This is a genomic window from Algoriphagus locisalis (assembly GCF_900116615.1).
Classification (GTDB): Bacteria; Bacteroidota; Bacteroidia; order Cytophagales; family Cyclobacteriaceae; genus Algoriphagus; species Algoriphagus locisalis.
The window spans coordinates 290,479-305,567 of sequence record NZ_FPBF01000002.1; the positions used below are offsets into that span (position 1 = coordinate 290,479).

The 15,089-nt window shown below is 41.1% G+C and carries 18 protein-coding genes and 1 tRNA gene; 11 read left to right on the forward strand and 8 right to left on the reverse strand.

The window, feature by feature from the left end; all coding sequences use genetic code 11:
* Positions 1-64: 64 nt before the first annotated feature.
* A complete protein-coding gene (locus BM386_RS06165) occupies positions 65-544 on the reverse strand; it encodes a DUF4199 domain-containing protein (RefSeq protein ID WP_091692846.1) in 480 nt (159 codons plus the stop codon).
* A 147-nt stretch (positions 545-691) separates the two neighbouring features.
* Between BM386_RS06165 and BM386_RS06170 the strand changes: the two genes are divergently transcribed.
* A complete protein-coding gene (locus tag BM386_RS06170; RefSeq protein WP_091692200.1) occupies positions 692-1,666 on the forward strand; it encodes a polyprenyl synthetase family protein in 975 nt (324 codons plus the stop codon).
* A 207-nt stretch (positions 1,667-1,873) separates the two neighbouring features.
* Here BM386_RS06170 and thrC read toward each other — a convergent pair whose 3' ends face one another.
* The 3 genes from thrC to thrA are packed head-to-tail and all read right to left on the reverse strand — an operon-like array spanning position 1,874 to position 6,559.
* Entirely contained in the window at positions 1,874-3,169 is a 1,296-nt protein-coding gene (thrC, locus tag BM386_RS06175; protein ID WP_091692201.1) for a threonine synthase, read from the reverse strand.
* Between the two features lie 4 nt (positions 3,170-3,173).
* The gene (locus BM386_RS06180; protein WP_091692202.1) at positions 3,174-4,109 is read right to left on the reverse strand and encodes a homoserine kinase; all 936 of its coding nucleotides are present in this window, start codon (positions 4,107-4,109) and stop codon (positions 3,174-3,176) included.
* On the reverse strand, positions 4,109-6,559 hold the full coding sequence (gene thrA, locus BM386_RS06185) for a bifunctional aspartate kinase/homoserine dehydrogenase I (RefSeq protein ID WP_091692203.1): 2,451 nt from the start codon (positions 6,557-6,559) through the stop codon (positions 4,109-4,111). The genes BM386_RS06180 and thrA overlap by 1 nt, the downstream gene beginning before the upstream one ends.
* A 422-nt stretch (positions 6,560-6,981) precedes the next feature.
* On the opposite strand from thrA, the gene BM386_RS06195 reads away from it, so the two are divergent.
* A complete protein-coding gene (locus BM386_RS06195) occupies positions 6,982-7,404 on the forward strand; it encodes an META domain-containing protein (RefSeq protein WP_091692205.1) in 423 nt (140 codons plus the stop codon).
* A 7-nt stretch (positions 7,405-7,411) separates the two neighbouring features.
* On the opposite strand, the gene BM386_RS06200 is transcribed toward BM386_RS06195, so the two are convergent.
* The 3 genes from BM386_RS06200 to BM386_RS06210 all read right to left on the reverse strand — a co-directional run bounded on the left by BM386_RS06200 (position 7,412) and on the right by BM386_RS06210 (position 9,136).
* The gene (locus BM386_RS06200) at positions 7,412-7,867 is read right to left on the reverse strand and encodes a hypothetical protein (protein WP_091692206.1); all 456 of its coding nucleotides are present in this window, start codon (positions 7,865-7,867) and stop codon (positions 7,412-7,414) included.
* A 6-nt stretch (positions 7,868-7,873) separates the two neighbouring features.
* The gene (locus tag BM386_RS06205; RefSeq protein WP_091692207.1) at positions 7,874-8,326 is read right to left on the reverse strand and encodes a nuclear transport factor 2 family protein; all 453 of its coding nucleotides are present in this window, start codon (positions 8,324-8,326) and stop codon (positions 7,874-7,876) included.
* A 132-nt stretch (positions 8,327-8,458) separates the two neighbouring features.
* Positions 8,459-9,136 (reverse strand): SDR family NAD(P)-dependent oxidoreductase, encoded by a 678-nt coding sequence (locus BM386_RS06210; protein WP_091692847.1) that lies wholly within the window; start codon positions 9,134-9,136, stop codon positions 8,459-8,461.
* 58 nt (positions 9,137-9,194) lie between these two features.
* On the opposite strand from BM386_RS06210, the gene BM386_RS06215 reads away from it, so the two are divergent.
* Positions 9,195-10,088, forward strand: a complete 894-nt coding sequence (locus BM386_RS06215; RefSeq protein WP_091692208.1) for a mechanosensitive ion channel family protein — start codon at positions 9,195-9,197, stop codon at positions 10,086-10,088.
* A complete protein-coding gene (locus BM386_RS06220) occupies positions 10,069-10,407 on the forward strand; it encodes an MGMT family protein (protein ID WP_091692209.1) in 339 nt (112 codons plus the stop codon). The genes BM386_RS06215 and BM386_RS06220 overlap by 20 nt, the downstream gene beginning before the upstream one ends.
* Here BM386_RS06220 and BM386_RS06225 read toward each other — a convergent pair whose 3' ends face one another.
* Positions 10,408-11,850 (reverse strand): sodium:solute symporter, encoded by a 1,443-nt coding sequence (locus BM386_RS06225; RefSeq protein ID WP_091692210.1) that lies wholly within the window; start codon positions 11,848-11,850, stop codon positions 10,408-10,410.
* Positions 11,851-11,903: 53 nt separating this feature from the next.
* Between BM386_RS06225 and BM386_RS06230 the strand changes: the two genes are divergently transcribed.
* From BM386_RS06230 to BM386_RS06260, 7 genes are all read left to right on the forward strand, one after another.
* Positions 11,904-12,197, forward strand: coding sequence for an ATP-dependent Clp protease adaptor ClpS (locus tag BM386_RS06230; RefSeq protein WP_091692211.1), 294 nt, complete (start codon positions 11,904-11,906; stop codon positions 12,195-12,197).
* Between the two features lie 12 nt (positions 12,198-12,209).
* A complete protein-coding gene (gene recR, locus BM386_RS06235) occupies positions 12,210-12,830 on the forward strand; it encodes a recombination mediator RecR (RefSeq protein WP_091692212.1) in 621 nt (206 codons plus the stop codon).
* A 123-nt stretch (positions 12,831-12,953) separates the two neighbouring features.
* Positions 12,954-13,027, forward strand: a tRNA-Ala gene (locus BM386_RS06240).
* 43 nt (positions 13,028-13,070) lie between these two features.
* Entirely contained in the window at positions 13,071-13,430 is a 360-nt protein-coding gene (locus tag BM386_RS24110) for a GIY-YIG nuclease family protein (protein ID WP_091692213.1), read from the forward strand.
* A 92-nt stretch (positions 13,431-13,522) separates the two neighbouring features.
* Positions 13,523-13,945 carry a hypothetical protein gene (locus BM386_RS06250; protein WP_091692214.1) on the forward strand — a complete coding sequence of 141 codons (423 nt, stop codon included), beginning with the start codon at positions 13,523-13,525 and terminating at the stop codon, positions 13,943-13,945.
* A 15-nt stretch (positions 13,946-13,960) separates the two neighbouring features.
* A complete protein-coding gene (locus BM386_RS06255) occupies positions 13,961-14,233 on the forward strand; it encodes a hypothetical protein (RefSeq protein WP_091692215.1) in 273 nt (90 codons plus the stop codon).
* Positions 14,233-15,069 (forward strand): Cof-type HAD-IIB family hydrolase, encoded by an 837-nt coding sequence (locus BM386_RS06260; protein WP_091692216.1) that lies wholly within the window; start codon positions 14,233-14,235, stop codon positions 15,067-15,069. Before BM386_RS06255 ends, BM386_RS06260 begins: the two co-directional genes overlap by 1 nt.
* Positions 15,070-15,089: the final 20 nt, after the last annotated feature.

The following is a 15,089-nucleotide window of genomic DNA, read 5'->3' on the forward strand; positions in this document are numbered from 1 at the left end:
CAAGTCAAAGATAATGAAAAAGCCCTTTCCACGATGGTTAAGCAAAGTGAAGAAAAGGGCAAGTTTATCGCTTTGATTTGACAAAAATAGCAACAATTGCCGAGGTAACAGTCCCCATCAGTAGAGCTCCTATCACAGACTGAACTATATAGCTCTTCAGATTAAAATAAGATTCAGCTTCCTCCTGAGTCATTTCCCCTTGACTTACCGCATATTCTATGACATTTAAAAAATATTCAGGAGTGATAAATTCAGTGGTGATATATTGAGTTAGCGGGCTGAGGACAGCTACAATGACCGAAATAATAACTCCAGAAATAAACCCCTGTTTATAGCTCATCAATCCATAATAATAATTCTTTTTCTTATCCAGTAAGGCAAAAACATAAATGACGATCGAAGGGATTGCGACGAAATTTGTGAAAACCGGATGATCAGCAATTTTTGCATCATGATACCCCAAAGACTTCTCTAAAACCATCCAGGCTAGCATCATCAATACAAATAGTAATGCCCATTTGATTTCAATTTTGAATTTTTTCATAGCTTCTAGGGTTTTGAATGCAAAAACATAGATACAAAATACATAATTTCTTAAAATCAGCGTCATTTTTAATTGATTGCTTCACCTAGCCCACCAATCCCTTGTCCATGAGAGAAAGGGTATTATTTTTACAGCATCAAAGACCGGATGAAACCAGACCTTAAGCAAATACAAATACCAATAGAGAATGAAATGGCTCAGTTTGAGCTGAAATTTCGGGCCTCTATGAAATCTAAGGTCAAGCTCCTCGACCATATTACCAACTACATTGTCAAGCGCAAAGGAAAGCAGATGCGCCCGATGTTTGTTTTTTTAACTGCCGGAGTTTGTGGCGGCATCAACGACTCTACCCATAGAGGTGCTGCACTCATAGAATTACTACACACCGCAACGTTGGTTCACGATGATGTGGTGGATGATGCGAATTACAGACGTGGTTTTTTCTCTGTAAATGCACTTTGGAAAAACAAAATATCTGTTCTAGTAGGCGATTACCTGCTTTCCCGGGGATTACTGTTAAGTGTGGAGAATAATGATTTCAAACTGCTCAAGATCGTTTCCAACGCTGTAAAAGAAATGTCTGAAGGCGAATTGCTACAAATCGCCAAAGCCAGAAAACTCGATATCACAGAGGAAGTTTACTACGATATCATCAGACAGAAAACGGCCAGCCTCTTGGCTTCCTGCTGTGCTGTGGGAGCATCCAGCACCGACAGCAGCGATGAAACTATCGCCAAAATGCGGGAATTCGGAGAAAAAGTAGGCATGGCTTTTCAGATCAAAGACGATCTATTTGACTACGGAGAAGATGAGATAGGCAAGCCAGTTGGAATCGACATCAAAGAAAAGAAGATGACTCTTCCGCTGATTTTTGCTTTGCAAAAAGCAGACTGGTTGGAGAAAAAGAAAATCATCAACCTGATCCGAAATCGCAGCGAAGACAAAAAAGCAGTGAATCAAGTTATCAGCTTCGTAAAGAAAAGCGGTGGGCTGGAATATGCCAAAACCATCATGGATAGATTCTATGCAGAAGCACTGGATATCCTAAAAACTTTTCCTGAGTCAGACTACAAAACCTCGCTGGAAGGCTTGGTGAGTTATACTATTGAAAGGAAGAAGTAGGGTTTGATTTAGCTAGAAGACGGGAGACCGAAGTGGCCTCAATTCTAGTGTTTACCTGATAATAAGTGACTTTTAGTTTTTAGATCACTAATGCAAAGATTTATCATATATTTTGCATTTCGCTCTTATTGAACTTGCCCTATTAAATCTTAAGTCTGACGTCTTTGATAGTATCATATGATAGTATCAGCTTACTCAAACTAGATCTTAAAGTGACTTCAAATACCCCTTAAACTCCTCAAAATCATTCTCCATAGACTTTACTTTTTTCTCTCCATCCATAAAAGCTGCTAATCGCTCTGGAAGCTCAAGTTTCAAGTTCAATGCCTTTTCTACCGTTTCTCTGAATTTCCCAGGATGAGCAGTTTCTAAAAACACGCCTTGGAAATTATCATTTTCAGCCATAAAGTGCTTTAGTCCTTTGTAACCAACTGCTCCATGTGGATCAAGGGTATAGCCAGACTTTTTCACTTCTTGCATCACTTCTACAGTTTCAGCATCAGAGTAAAAATAACCTTTCACATTATCCTTCAGCAGTTGTTCATCTTCTCCGTAAAGAGCCAGAAGCCGAGGGAAATTGCTAGGATTTCCCACATCCATACTATTGCTGATGGTTGCAATGGACGACATCACTGCGAAATTAGCCCCATTCAAATAATCCGGAACCACTTTATTCACATTGGTAGCAGCTACAAATTTATCAATCTGCAAGCCCATTCGTTGCGCCAAAATACCAGCAGCAATATTCCCGAAATTCCCTGAAGGAACAGCGAAAGCTACTTTTTTATCATTTTCAGGAAGTCTGGAAAAAGCATAGAAATAATACAGGCACTGTGGAATCCAGCGAGCCACATTGATAGAATTCGCAGAAGTCAGCAACAGCTTTTCATTCAGCTCCGCATCCAAAAATGCTTCCTTCACCATTCGCTGACAATCATCAAATACACCATCAACTTCCAATGCAGTGATATTTTGGCCTAGCGTAGTAAACTGCTTTTCCTGAAGCTCACTTACTTTTCCTTTCGGAAAAAGTATAATCACATCCACTCCATCCACTCCCAAAAAGCCATTGGCTACCGCACTTCCAGTATCGCCAGAAGTCGCTACCAGCACCCGTACTTTCCGGTCGGATTTCTCCATCAGCATACTCATCAATTTGGAACAAAAACGTGCCCCAAAATCTTTGAATGCCAATGTAGGTCCATGGAAAAGCTCCAAGCTATAAACATTTTCCTCCACTTTCACCAGTGGCGCATCGAATGTCAGCGTATGATCCACCAATTCCTTGATCTGCTCTTGGCTGAGCGCTGAAGAAAACAAGGCGCCAATCACCTCATATCCTATTTCCTGAAAGGTCATTTCAGGAAGTTTGCCCAAAAGATCTTTTGGCAAAACAGGAATCTCAATTGGCATATAAAGCCCTTGATCCGGCGCCAATCCTTTAATCACTGCTTCAGCGAGATCTACCTGATGGGCAGAATTATTTGTGCTATAAAACTTCATACTCTTATTTTTCTTCGACGATGTAAGCGCCTTGGGTGTTGATTTCAGAGAAATAAACATCTACTTCAAGACCAATTTTTGAAAACATTTTTTTGCCTGCCTCACCAACAGCTTCGGCAGTTTCCTTTCCTCGGGAAAGTGCGAAAAGCGTAGGGCCTGATCCTGAGATCCCCATTCCTAGAGCTCCAGCTGATTTCAAAGCTTCTCTGACTTCATAAAAACCTGGCAATAAAACTGCTCTGTAAGGTTCTGCGATCACATCACGAAGAGATCTGGAAATGAGTTCAAAATCACTTTCATATAATCCCGCAATTAACCCAGCCACATTTCCAGATTGTATAGTCGCATGCTTCATGGGAATCTGATCTCTCAATACAGATCTGGAATCCGCAGTTTTCAGTTCATAATGTGGATGCAATAAGGTGCAATACAAACCTTGAGGCACTGGCAATTTGATCACATCCAGAGGATGATAATCTCTGACCAAAACAAATCCACCCAACAAACTAGGCGCAACATTATCTGCATGTCCAGCTCCACAAGCTACTTTCTCCGCAGCTATCGCAAAAGGCAACAAATCTTTTTTCTCAAATGGATCACCCAAAAGCCTGTTTGCAGCAGCTAAAGCAGCCACAGCACTTGCGGCACTTGAACCCATTCCCGAGCCTAAAGGCAAACCTTTGGTCAGGTAAATATTCATCCCGACTTTGGAATCCAATTCATCCAACATGGCTTGAATAGCCACTGCGCAAGTATTTTTCTCTGCTTCAAGAGGAAGCTTCCCGCCGTCTCCATCTATGGAAACAACAACCAATCCCGGCTCATCTTTCAGAACCAGCTCAACAGTATCGCCCATCGCATCTATCGCGAACCCGAGGATATCAAATCCGCAAGACACATTCGCGACAGTAGCAGGGGCAAATGCTTTGACAGAGCGCATTATTCTCTAGTGTAGTTACCGATACGAATCACATCTGCAAATACTCCTGCAGCAGTCACGTCCGCCCCAGCTCCAGGACCTCGGATGATCATTGGTCTGTCGCGGTATCTATCAGTTGTCAACAAAATCATATTATCAGATCCACCAAGTCCACTGAATGGATGCGCAAGTGGAAGAGAATTCAATCCAACTTTGGCTTTGCCATTCTCCAAAGTCGCCATAAAGCGAAGTTTTTCTCCTTTTGCTTCAGCTGTTTTTAGCATTTCAGCAAAGTCTTTATCATGTGTTTTCAACACTTCAAAAAACTCAGGAACAGTACCTAAATTCTGACAATCCTCAGGCACCATGCTTTGAATCTCGATAGAATCAAACTCCAAATCCTGCTCTGCTTCCCGTCCCAAAATCAGAATCTTTCTCGCCACATCCATTCCGCTCAAATCATCTCTAGGATCTGGCTCAGTAAAGCCGAGTTCCTTGGCTTTTTTCACCACCTCAGAGAAAGGATCACCTTTTTCTAATTCGGAGAAAATGTAATTCATCGATCCAGAAAGCACCGCTTCGATACGGATCACCTTATCTCCACTTAGCATCAAATCCTGGAGCGTGTTGATTACAGGAAGTCCAGCGGCCACATTCGTTTCATACAGGAATTTAACGCCACGTTTTTTCGCCAATCGCTTAAGTGATCTATATTGCTCCATAGAACCAGAATTGGCCTTTTTGTTTGGAGTTACGATAGCAACTTTAGCTTCCAAAATCTGAGAATAAAGCTCTGCCACATCCTGACTTGCGGTACAATCCACAAATACAGAATTGGAGAAGTTCATCTCTTCCATGGTTCTGATGAATTTGCCTAAGTCGGTTTTATCATCAGAATCACTCAATTCGTAGGGGTTGGAAAGATCAAAACCATCTTCGTGAAAAGCCATATATCGGCTATTAGCAAGACCGTGAATCTGAATATCCAATTCATTGTCACCCCGTAGTTTTTGCTGTTGGTTTGCGATCATTTTGATCAAAGCCTGACCGATCAGACCTGTACCCACCAAGAATACGTGAAGCACTTTGTTTTCTGAAAGGAAAAATGCCTCATGGAGTGCATTCAACGCCTTTTGCAAATCAGGCTGAGGAATCACAGCTGAAATATTCAACTCTGAACTTCCCTGAGCAATTGCACCTACGTTAATGTTGTTTCTCCCCAAAGCCCGGAACATACGTCCCGATGCTCCTGGATTATGCTTCATATTTTCACCAACAACGGCAACAGTAGCCAAATCATGCAGCAGGACAACCTCATCCATTTCTCCGGATTTGATTTCGTAGAAAAACTCCTTTTCCACCGCTTCTTTTGCTAAATATGATTCTTGGGTTTTGATTGCTAAGCAAATACTGTGTTCTGAAGAAGCTTGTGAGATCAGCAAAATATTCACTCTTGCTTCTGCCAAAGCTTTGAATACACGGCTTGTTCCCACCGCAGAATCCAACATTCCAGCGCCCTGCACAGTCACAATAGATACATTTGGAATAGAGCTTATCCCTTTGATCAAGGCACCCGGACTTACCTCTCCGTTTATTAGCGTACCTGGATTTTCAGGCTCGAAAGTATTTTTAATATAAATAGGGATGCTATTGCGCATCGCAGGCTGCATAGTCGCTGGGAAAATAACTTTTGCACCAAAATGCGAAAGCTCCATCGCCTCATTATAACTCAGCTGAGGAATAGTAAATGCAGTATAAACCAACTTAGGATCGGAAGTCAATACTCCTGAAACATCTGTCCAAATTTCAAGACATTCGGCATCCAAAGCTGCTGCGAAAATAGCCGCAGTATAATCAGACCCAGATCTACCAAGCGTAGTAGTTTCTCCTTTTTCAGTAGATGCGATGAAACCAGTGATTACTTTGATTCCATCATGCTTGGAAAAGTAGTTTTTGATGGCAGCATTGGTGATATCAAAGTCAACTTTTGCCTGACCAAATCGATCATTGGTACGGATAACTTCGCGTGCATCAAGAAACTGAGTTTTCAGCCCATGTCCCTGCATGGACTCTGCAAGGATAAATGCCGCCAATCTCTCTCCAAAACTCGCCACATAATCCAGCGTACGAACAGAATTTTCCTTGATCAGGTAGATTCCATGAAAGAGATCTTCAAGCTCTTTAAATCGAACTTTAACAAAAGTCATCACTGTAGACTGACTCTGTACAGAGATCAGCTGTCGAACAATGGTCAGATGCTTTTCTTCCAAAGCCTGTAAGACTTCACGATATGCCTCATCTCCTTCTCTAGCCAATTGGGCTATCTTCAATAAGCTTTCCGTTACTCCACCAAAAGCTGAAAAAACGATGGCTGTTTCATGTTCTTTGAGTGTTTCCTTAATGATGGAAAAAACTCGCTGTATATTTTCTGGGTTCGCTACGGATGAGCCACCGAACTTGATGATTTTCATAAATAAATAATACTTCTGGAATTAATTACTGGGAAATTAAAATAGACCTATAAAAGGCCTCGGGGGCGGGTACTTTATAAATTGCGACGGGATTAACCCGTAATCGTGGTACCAATCCATGTCGTCATAGAAAAAGTGGTGCAGGCTCTCGTTTCCATAGCTGGAAGTAGATCTAGGTCTGAAGAGATTTTTACTGCAAATACCATAACTGGACAATTGACAGGACAATCTTACTGCCAAAATTTTTATTACCCAAACAATCCATTGGAGATTTTCAAAAAAAACTGAAAGTCTATTGGAAATAAAACAAGAATTTCCCCAAAAACTGAAAATCAAATAGAATCATTCACTTTCTTTCAATATGACAAAATTGAATTTGGATGCAAATTCATTAAATTGATGGAGTACTAAACCCTGCCTATATGAGAGATCTGAAAAACCTGTCGTCTGGACTAATATTCCTGATATTTGTAAGCTGTGGTAGCACAAAAGCTATTAACCCTCTCAATCTTTTGACTGGCAATGCCTGGGCACTCTCTTCCCTTAAGGGCCAGGGCCTGGATTTAAATCAGTTTAGCGGAGGACTGCCTTCCCTTAATTTTCTTGACGATGGTAATCTTGCTGGGTTTTCGGGATGCAATAATTTCTCTGGAACCTTTATGCTGGAAGGTAGCGGACTTCTGCTTGATCCTGGAGCGATAACAAAAAAAATGTGCCCTGGAAGAGGGGAAGAAGAATTTATCTCAGCCATGAACCAAGTAAAAGATCTGAAAATAAGCAAAGACAAACTCACCCTACTCGATGGTACCACCGAGTTGATGAGTTTTGTCCCCAAGAAAGATTAGAGATGATCTATAGCAATTCTGTGATCGTGAGTTTTCTGCCTCTAAATTCTACTTGATCACTTTTCTTCCGTCCTACTAAAATCTCACCCAATGGAGAGCTTTTACTCAGCATGAAGAGTTTTTGTCCATCGACAGTTACTTGTCCTAGGCTTATTGAAATCAAATATTGGTCAGACCCAACTTGAACTAAACTACCCTCCTGAACTGTAGGTGATGGCTCTTTGATTGCCCGGAATCTACAAAGTTCATCAAATTCATAGGTTGCTTGCTTAAGCTGATTCTCGACTGTCATCAAGTCTCGAGACATGGTCTCTCTGCCAGTTTCAAATTTATCCCCGGCACTACTTTTCGTGTCTTCTAAAATCCCTTCATTGATCGCTTTGCGCTCAGTTTTCAAAAGGTTGATTTTCTCCTTCACCTGCGAGATCGCAGTCTGGTAAATTTTTTCTTTAAACGTATTCATAAAATATCAAGAGCAGCCGTCTTTTCGGCGAGTATCGATGATGTAAACTATTTTCCAGCCTGAGGCCATTTTTACTAATTGAAAAGAATTCACGCCACAATGGCTGAATTTGTCATTGAAATAAAATTCATAGGGAGTCCATGCTGTTGCCATGGGTCCATCTATATTAATCTGGTAATCGGTAATCCTTTCATCTAATTTTGCCTCTACGGGCAGATTACCAATCCCCTTCACAAAGTCTGCCACAGACCCAGCCTTCACTATACCCGTTTCTCCGGTGGTTTCTATGGTCTGCATGATTGCATTTTCGGAAAAAACTGCCCCAATCTGGTCTGCATTTTTCGCACGCATCCCATCAAAAAGAGTTTCAATCACAGCTTTCACAGCAGCCTCTTCAGACTGGGAATAAGCTGGACACATAACCATAACTGCGAATAATGTGATTAATAGATATTTCATCTGTTTATAATTTGCTTTCAAAAGGTCAGATAGTCTGTCCCGAACTCGTTTCGGGAGAATTTAGCATGGTTGATAATCATATCAGGGTGTGAGGTTTTCCGCAATGCTTGATTTCATTTTTAGAGCGTTAAATTAAACTTCACCATAAAGCTTAAATGTCATATTTCTCAATGAATGTGTATTAACAGCATAATGCATTGCCTCAGCGATCTCGTCTGCCCGAACCCATTTGCTAAAATCGGCTTCCGGCATAGATTCTCGATTAGGAGGAGTATCGATAATACTTGGTACAAATACATGCGATCTAATCGGCGTGTTTTTGGTTTCTTCTCCAACTATTTCCGCAAGGGTAATCACTAATTTCTTACTCAGAGCATAAGCCAACGCACTGCCTGCATCCTCCAACTGAAGTGCTGGTCTTGCTCCTACAAATAGAAAGGTGCCTTTTTCCTGCTTCTTCATATGGGGTAAAAAGCCTTTTACTAAGTGAAAAGCTGAGAAAAAATTCAGGGTAAACATTTTCTCCAAATCCGACTGACTCGTTTCTGATATGCCTCCCATAGCAAATCCTCCAACCAGGAAAGCCAAAGCATCTACGTCTCCGTATTGCAGATAATACTCTTTAACAAATCCTGCAACTGCTTTTTCATCAGTCACATCTACCTCATACGAGTCATCGGCCTCCTCTACCTCATGGTTTTTTCCAGGTTGTAAAATCGCAATGACATGATATCCTTCACGCTTGAACTTCTCAACAACGGCCGAACCTAAATTTCCTCCTGCGCCTGTGATAATGATATTTCTGCTCATACTACTCCAAAATTCTTTCTGATATTTGTTAAAATTAGGCTTAATTTTTCGAAAAGGCATGAATCAACTTAAAAGCATCATTAAGAATCAGGAAAACAAACGCAGGAGAAATTTTTTTTTAAAGTTCATTCTGTTGGTGATTTTGATGGTAGGATTTGAATCCAATAGTTGGTTTAGTCCATTTTTTGAATCCCATATAATCGCTTCAAATCTCATCCGAGCGATTATTTTTCTATTGAGCGGAAACCTAATCATCTCTTTGGCCAGAATTATTACGCTGAGATTTTACCTACAAAAAACCGAAGAAACTAAAGTACAACCCAACTTTGTGATTGGGATAGATCGTCTTTCCACTTTGCTCAATATCATGATCATTTTGATCACCCTGATGCTTGCTTTTGGAGTACGTCCACTGGAATTCTTGACTAGTATCACCATCGTCGCAGCAGCCATCGCTTTGCTTACAAAAGATTACATTACAAATATTGTCAATGGCCTGATCATGATGTTTTCAGATCAGTTGGAAATCGGTGATAAGATTCTGATTGGGAAAAACGTAGGGTTTATACGAGATATCACGCTGATCAATATGGTGCTCAAAACAGAGACAGGCGAAATTGTAATTGTTCCAAATACGCTTGCCTTAACTTCTGAAGTGGTAAATTACTCCAAGAATAATGCACATCAAGTAATATTCGATTCTGAAATCCCTTTCTTCTCTAAGTTACAATTGATTGACCTGGAGCAGCAACTGAGTAAAGCCTTGGGGCCATTTTCAGAGTTGGTTTTTGTTGAAGGAGCGCAGCTGAATGTGATCGAGAGAAAACCTGAAAGTATGATCATCCGCTACCAATTCCCTATTAAGTCTGGGGAAAAAGCTACTGAAATCAGCGTAAGAAAAGCTATCAACCAAGAACTTATCAACTGGTCCGATGAAAACCGAAAAGCCTAATTATTTCGATTTGGTGTATCAAGTCGTTCGTTTAATTCCAAGTGGTAGAGTGACCAATTATGGTGCGATTGCGCATTATTTGGGCATAAAAAGCGGAGCAAGAATGGTCGGATATGCCATGAATGCAGCACATACTATGACCGACGTTCCCGCGCACCGCGTAGTAAACAGCCAAGGCCTGTTGACAGGAAAAGGCCATTTCGAAACACCTACCAAAATGCAGGAATTGCTGGAAATGGAAGGTGTGAAAATAGTGAAAGATAAAGTCCAGAATTTCGACAAGGTGTTCTGGAATCCAGAGGTGGAGTTGGCTTTGTAATTATTTCCTCCTCAACAAATACAAACCAATAAACATAATCAACCCATTCAGAATCAGGGCCTCGAAGCCAAATTTGTAACCCCAGAAAAGTTTTTCAGAATTTGATGCAATGGCAAATGTGAGTACTGGAGCAAAAACTGCCAGGTAAGGAACGAACTTATCTTTCACTTGCCATTTGGTAAATAATCCAAAAGCATATAGTCCAAGCAAAGGACCATAAGTATATCCTGCAATCACAAATACAGAATTGATCACACTTTGATTATTGATCACATGAAAAGCCATAATCACCAAAAACATCACAAATGTGAAGGCGATGTGGACTTTTTTGCGAACGGACACCCGCTTTTCCGCAGGACATCTTTTTTCTATCTCCAAAAAATCTATACAAAATGAGGTGGTTAGTGCAGTCAGTGTAGAATCTGCACTGGAGTAGGCCGCTGCTGTAATTCCCAACACAAAGATGATCCCTGCAAATGGCGAAAAGTATTCTGTAGCCAAAAGAGGAAATAACTCATCTGTTTTCATAGGAATCTGCACTCCCTGAGTTTCGGCATATAAAAACAATAAAACACCTAAGGAAAGAAACAGAAGATTCACAAAAACAAGAATGATTGTAAACCAAAACATATTCTTCTGAGCATCGCCGATGTTTTTACACGTCAGATTCTTTTGCATCATATCCTGATCCAAGCCTGTCATCGCGATGGTGATAAATGCCCCTGAGATGAACTGCTTGAAGAAATTGGTACCAGCTTTCCAATCCCAATTGAAAATCTGCGACCGTGGATCACCGGAAACAGCTTTGAAATAATCACTAACTCCATCGAAGTTCAGTTCATTTCCAACCATAATAACACAAACCATCACAGCAGCAAGCATAAAGAATGTCTGCAAAGTATCTGTCCACACCACGGTCTTGATACCTCCACGATGGGTATAAAGCCAGATCAACCCAACCGTAATCAATACAGAAACCCAAAATGGAATACCTAAGGAATCAAATAGGATCAACTGAAGTACGCTAGCTACCAGAAAGACCCGGATAGAAGAACCTAAAGTTCTCGAAAGAATAAAGAAAAAAGCACCTGTCTTATACGACCAAAAGCCAAACCGATCATCTAGGTAGGAATAGATCGAGACGAGATTCAAGCGGTAATAGAGCGGCAGCAGAACCTTGGCAATTGTGAAATAACCAAGAGTATATCCCAAAACAACTTGGAAGTAAAAGAAGTTAGAATTACCGACTTCCCCAGGGACTGAAATAAATGTAACCCCTGAAAGAGAGGCTCCTATCATCCCAAAAGCAACCAAAAACCAAGGCGACTGACGGTCACCGGTGAAGAAGGTGTCGGCAGAAACTTTGCGGGAAGTGAACCAAGAAATAAGGAATAACAGTAAAAAATAACAACAGATTACCAGGAGGACTAGTTGGGAATTCATAAATCGTATTGAAGTGGGTTCGCTAAGTTGTCCAATATTCTTAATTTTGCAAAATGAATCATTCAAACGACCCACTTCCATACATCGAGGAATCAGAAGTTCTGGTGGAGGATTTGATAGATATTGAATCCAATGACCTGATTGTCTATAATGACGAATTCAATACATTCGATCATGTGATCAAGATTTTGATGAAAGTCTGTAAGCACAGCATTGAGCAAGCGGAGCAATGCACGATCACCATCCACTACAGAGGAAAATGTGCGGTAAAAAAAGGCAGCATTACTGAGCTAAAACCTATGTGTGAAGCTATATTAGATGCCGGAATCCAAGCCGCAATCGTTTAAATCCACCCAGAATTGAATTTTCCTTCCAAACTGATAGAAGATGCAGTCACCGAGATTTCCCGTCTTCCGGGAATCGGCAAGAAAACTGCCCTTCGACTAGCACTTCATCTTCTCAAGCAACACGAGGCAAATACTGAAGCCTTGGCGTTGGCCATCACCCGTATGCGTACTGAAATCCAGTATTGCAAAACCTGCCATAATATTTCTGATGCGGAAGAGTGTAGCATTTGTATGAGTCATCGTCGTGATGGTTCAGTGATTTGCGTGGTAGAGGATATCCGGGATGTACTGGCAATCGAAAACACCAATCAGTTTCAGGGGAAATATCATGTGCTAGGCGGAGTCATTTCCCCTATCCAAGGCATAGGTCCCGAGGAATTGAAAATAGATTCTTTACTGTCTCGGGTAGAAGAAGCTGCGCAAAGTGAACCTATCAAAGAGGTGATTTTAGCCTTGAGCGCTACGATGGAAGGCGACACTACATCCTTCTATCTGGCAAAAAAGCTGAAAGAAAAAGGCATTCAAGTTAGTTCTATTGCACGTGGAATACCTGTGGGCGGAGAATTGGAATTTACTGATGAAGTCACTCTTGGCCGAAGTATCATGACTCGAATTAATTACTCAACCGAGTAATATTTCCTTTGCACAGGAAAAACCTAGGTCTATATTTGCAAACCCAAAAGGGGGATTAGCTCAGCTGGCTAGAGCGTCCCGACATTGGTCGGGAAGGTCATCTAGGTAAACTTATCATTTAATGGGGAATTAGCTCAGTTGGCTAGAGCACTACACTGGCAGTGTAGGGGTCATCGGTTCGAATCCGTTATTCTCCACGAAAGCTTCACAGAAATGTGAGGCTTTTTGTATTTTCAGGGCATGTACTATGTATACATCCTTTATTCTCCCAAAACTGACAAGTATTACACAGGCTCGACAGACAATTTGGCTTTACGCTTAATACACCATAATTCCAGCTCAACACCATCTACAAAATCCGGAGCTCCAAATTGGATTTTGAGCTATTCAGAATACTTTCCCGATCGGACTTCTGAACTCAAAAGGCAATTAGAAATCAAAAAGAAGAAAATATATCAAATGGATCATTTCCGAAAACCATGCGGATTAGCTCAGCCGGTTAGCACGTCCCGAAAGCATTCGGGAAGGTCATCGGTTCGACTCCGTTATCCTCCACTTCAAAAGCTTCGCAGGAATGTGAGGCTTTTTGTTTTTTTTTAAACTGAAGACAAGAGGTCTATTTTAATCCTCTCAAAAAGATCTACCTAAGATTGTTTAAATTCGCATGACATACCACCCAACTGGAAATCAACATGCGAAATAGTATTATTATTCTTTCATTTTTTATAGCCAGCCTAAGTTCCTGCTCCTGCAATCCTGAAAACATTGCAAAATTCGCATTTAAAGGAATGGAAGCGATGATGGGTAAAGGGTTTATGCCTTCTGAGGAAATCAGAATGCTCGGCAACTTCCAAGGAATGAATGTCAACCTCAGCAAATCAACTGAAAATGACTCCACTACTTCTACGATTTTTCTGAAATTGGAAAATGGCGATCCACTTGTTTTGGGAAATCAGCCAGAAGTTTTGGCTAGAAAATGCGCCGAACTTTACCTCCGAGATTTTGAAAAAGCTGAAGAATATCAACAAATTACAGTACAATTCATTCAAACAGATCCTAAAAATCCGGAGAATGTTGCCATGCAGGAGTACATGTTTAATACGAACGATTTTTAACTAAACCTATTGATTATGGAATTACCTAAGGAATACAAAAAACCGCCTACCTCACTGGGTGAATGGATTATCGCAGTCTTAGTAAAACGTCTTCCTCTGATCGGCCTGATCATGCTCATCGTGTGGGCAACAGATAAAAACACGGATCCAGATAAGGCGAACTGGGCAAAAGCAGAATTGATAGTCAAACTTATCATTTTCGCTCTAGTAATAATTTTTATAGCGGTTATTGGCTTTGGTGTATTCGCCAATTTTGCTGATGATGTCAACTGGTCCGACTTCGATTAATGGAAATAAAAGCTTTCTGCTCTGACATTGACGGTACCCTACTCAATGCAGCGCGCGATTTATCACCTCGACTCAAAGCTGTGGTGAGCGATTTACCTGCGGATTTCCCCGTGATTTTAGCAAGTTCACGCATGCCTGATGCGATGAGGCATTTGCTTCATGACATGAATAGATTTCCGCAACCTTTGATCTGCTACAATGGCGGCTATGTGCTCAGTGCAGATGGAGAGGTACTCGAAGATGTCAGTATCCCGGTTGATTTGGTTGCCAAAATACTTCTCTTAACTCAGAAAACTGATATTCATGTGAGCTTATATCAGGGAGAAAAGTGGTATGAGGAAAAGGATGATTATTGGTCACAACGTGAGGTAAAAAACACGAAAGTTCAATGCGATTGGCTTCCTGGTCACGAAGTCGTAGATCTTTGGACAAAGAATAATTCTGGTGCCCACAAAGTAATGTGCATGGGAGAGTCCAATGAAATGGCCTGGCTTTTTGGAGAATTGCACTCAGAGCATTCCCTTGATTTGCATTTGTATAGATCCAGCGCAACGTATTTGGAAATTGCTCCAAAAGCCATTTCAAAAGCCACCGGACTTCGAAAAATCCTTGAGCATTCCTATGATTTTGGGATGGAATCAGTCGTTGCTTTCGGGGACAACTATAACGACATAGATTTACTACAGTCCGTAGGCTGGGGAGTCGCGGTTGACAATGCCCGGATGGAAGTGAAAGCTGTAGCAAAGGAGATCACCCATCATAATAAAGAAGATGGTGTAGCTGCTGTGCTGGAAAAAATTCGGGATATGAAATTTGAAATTAGCCCTGAAATCTAGATTCTTAGTTCTAAAATCTT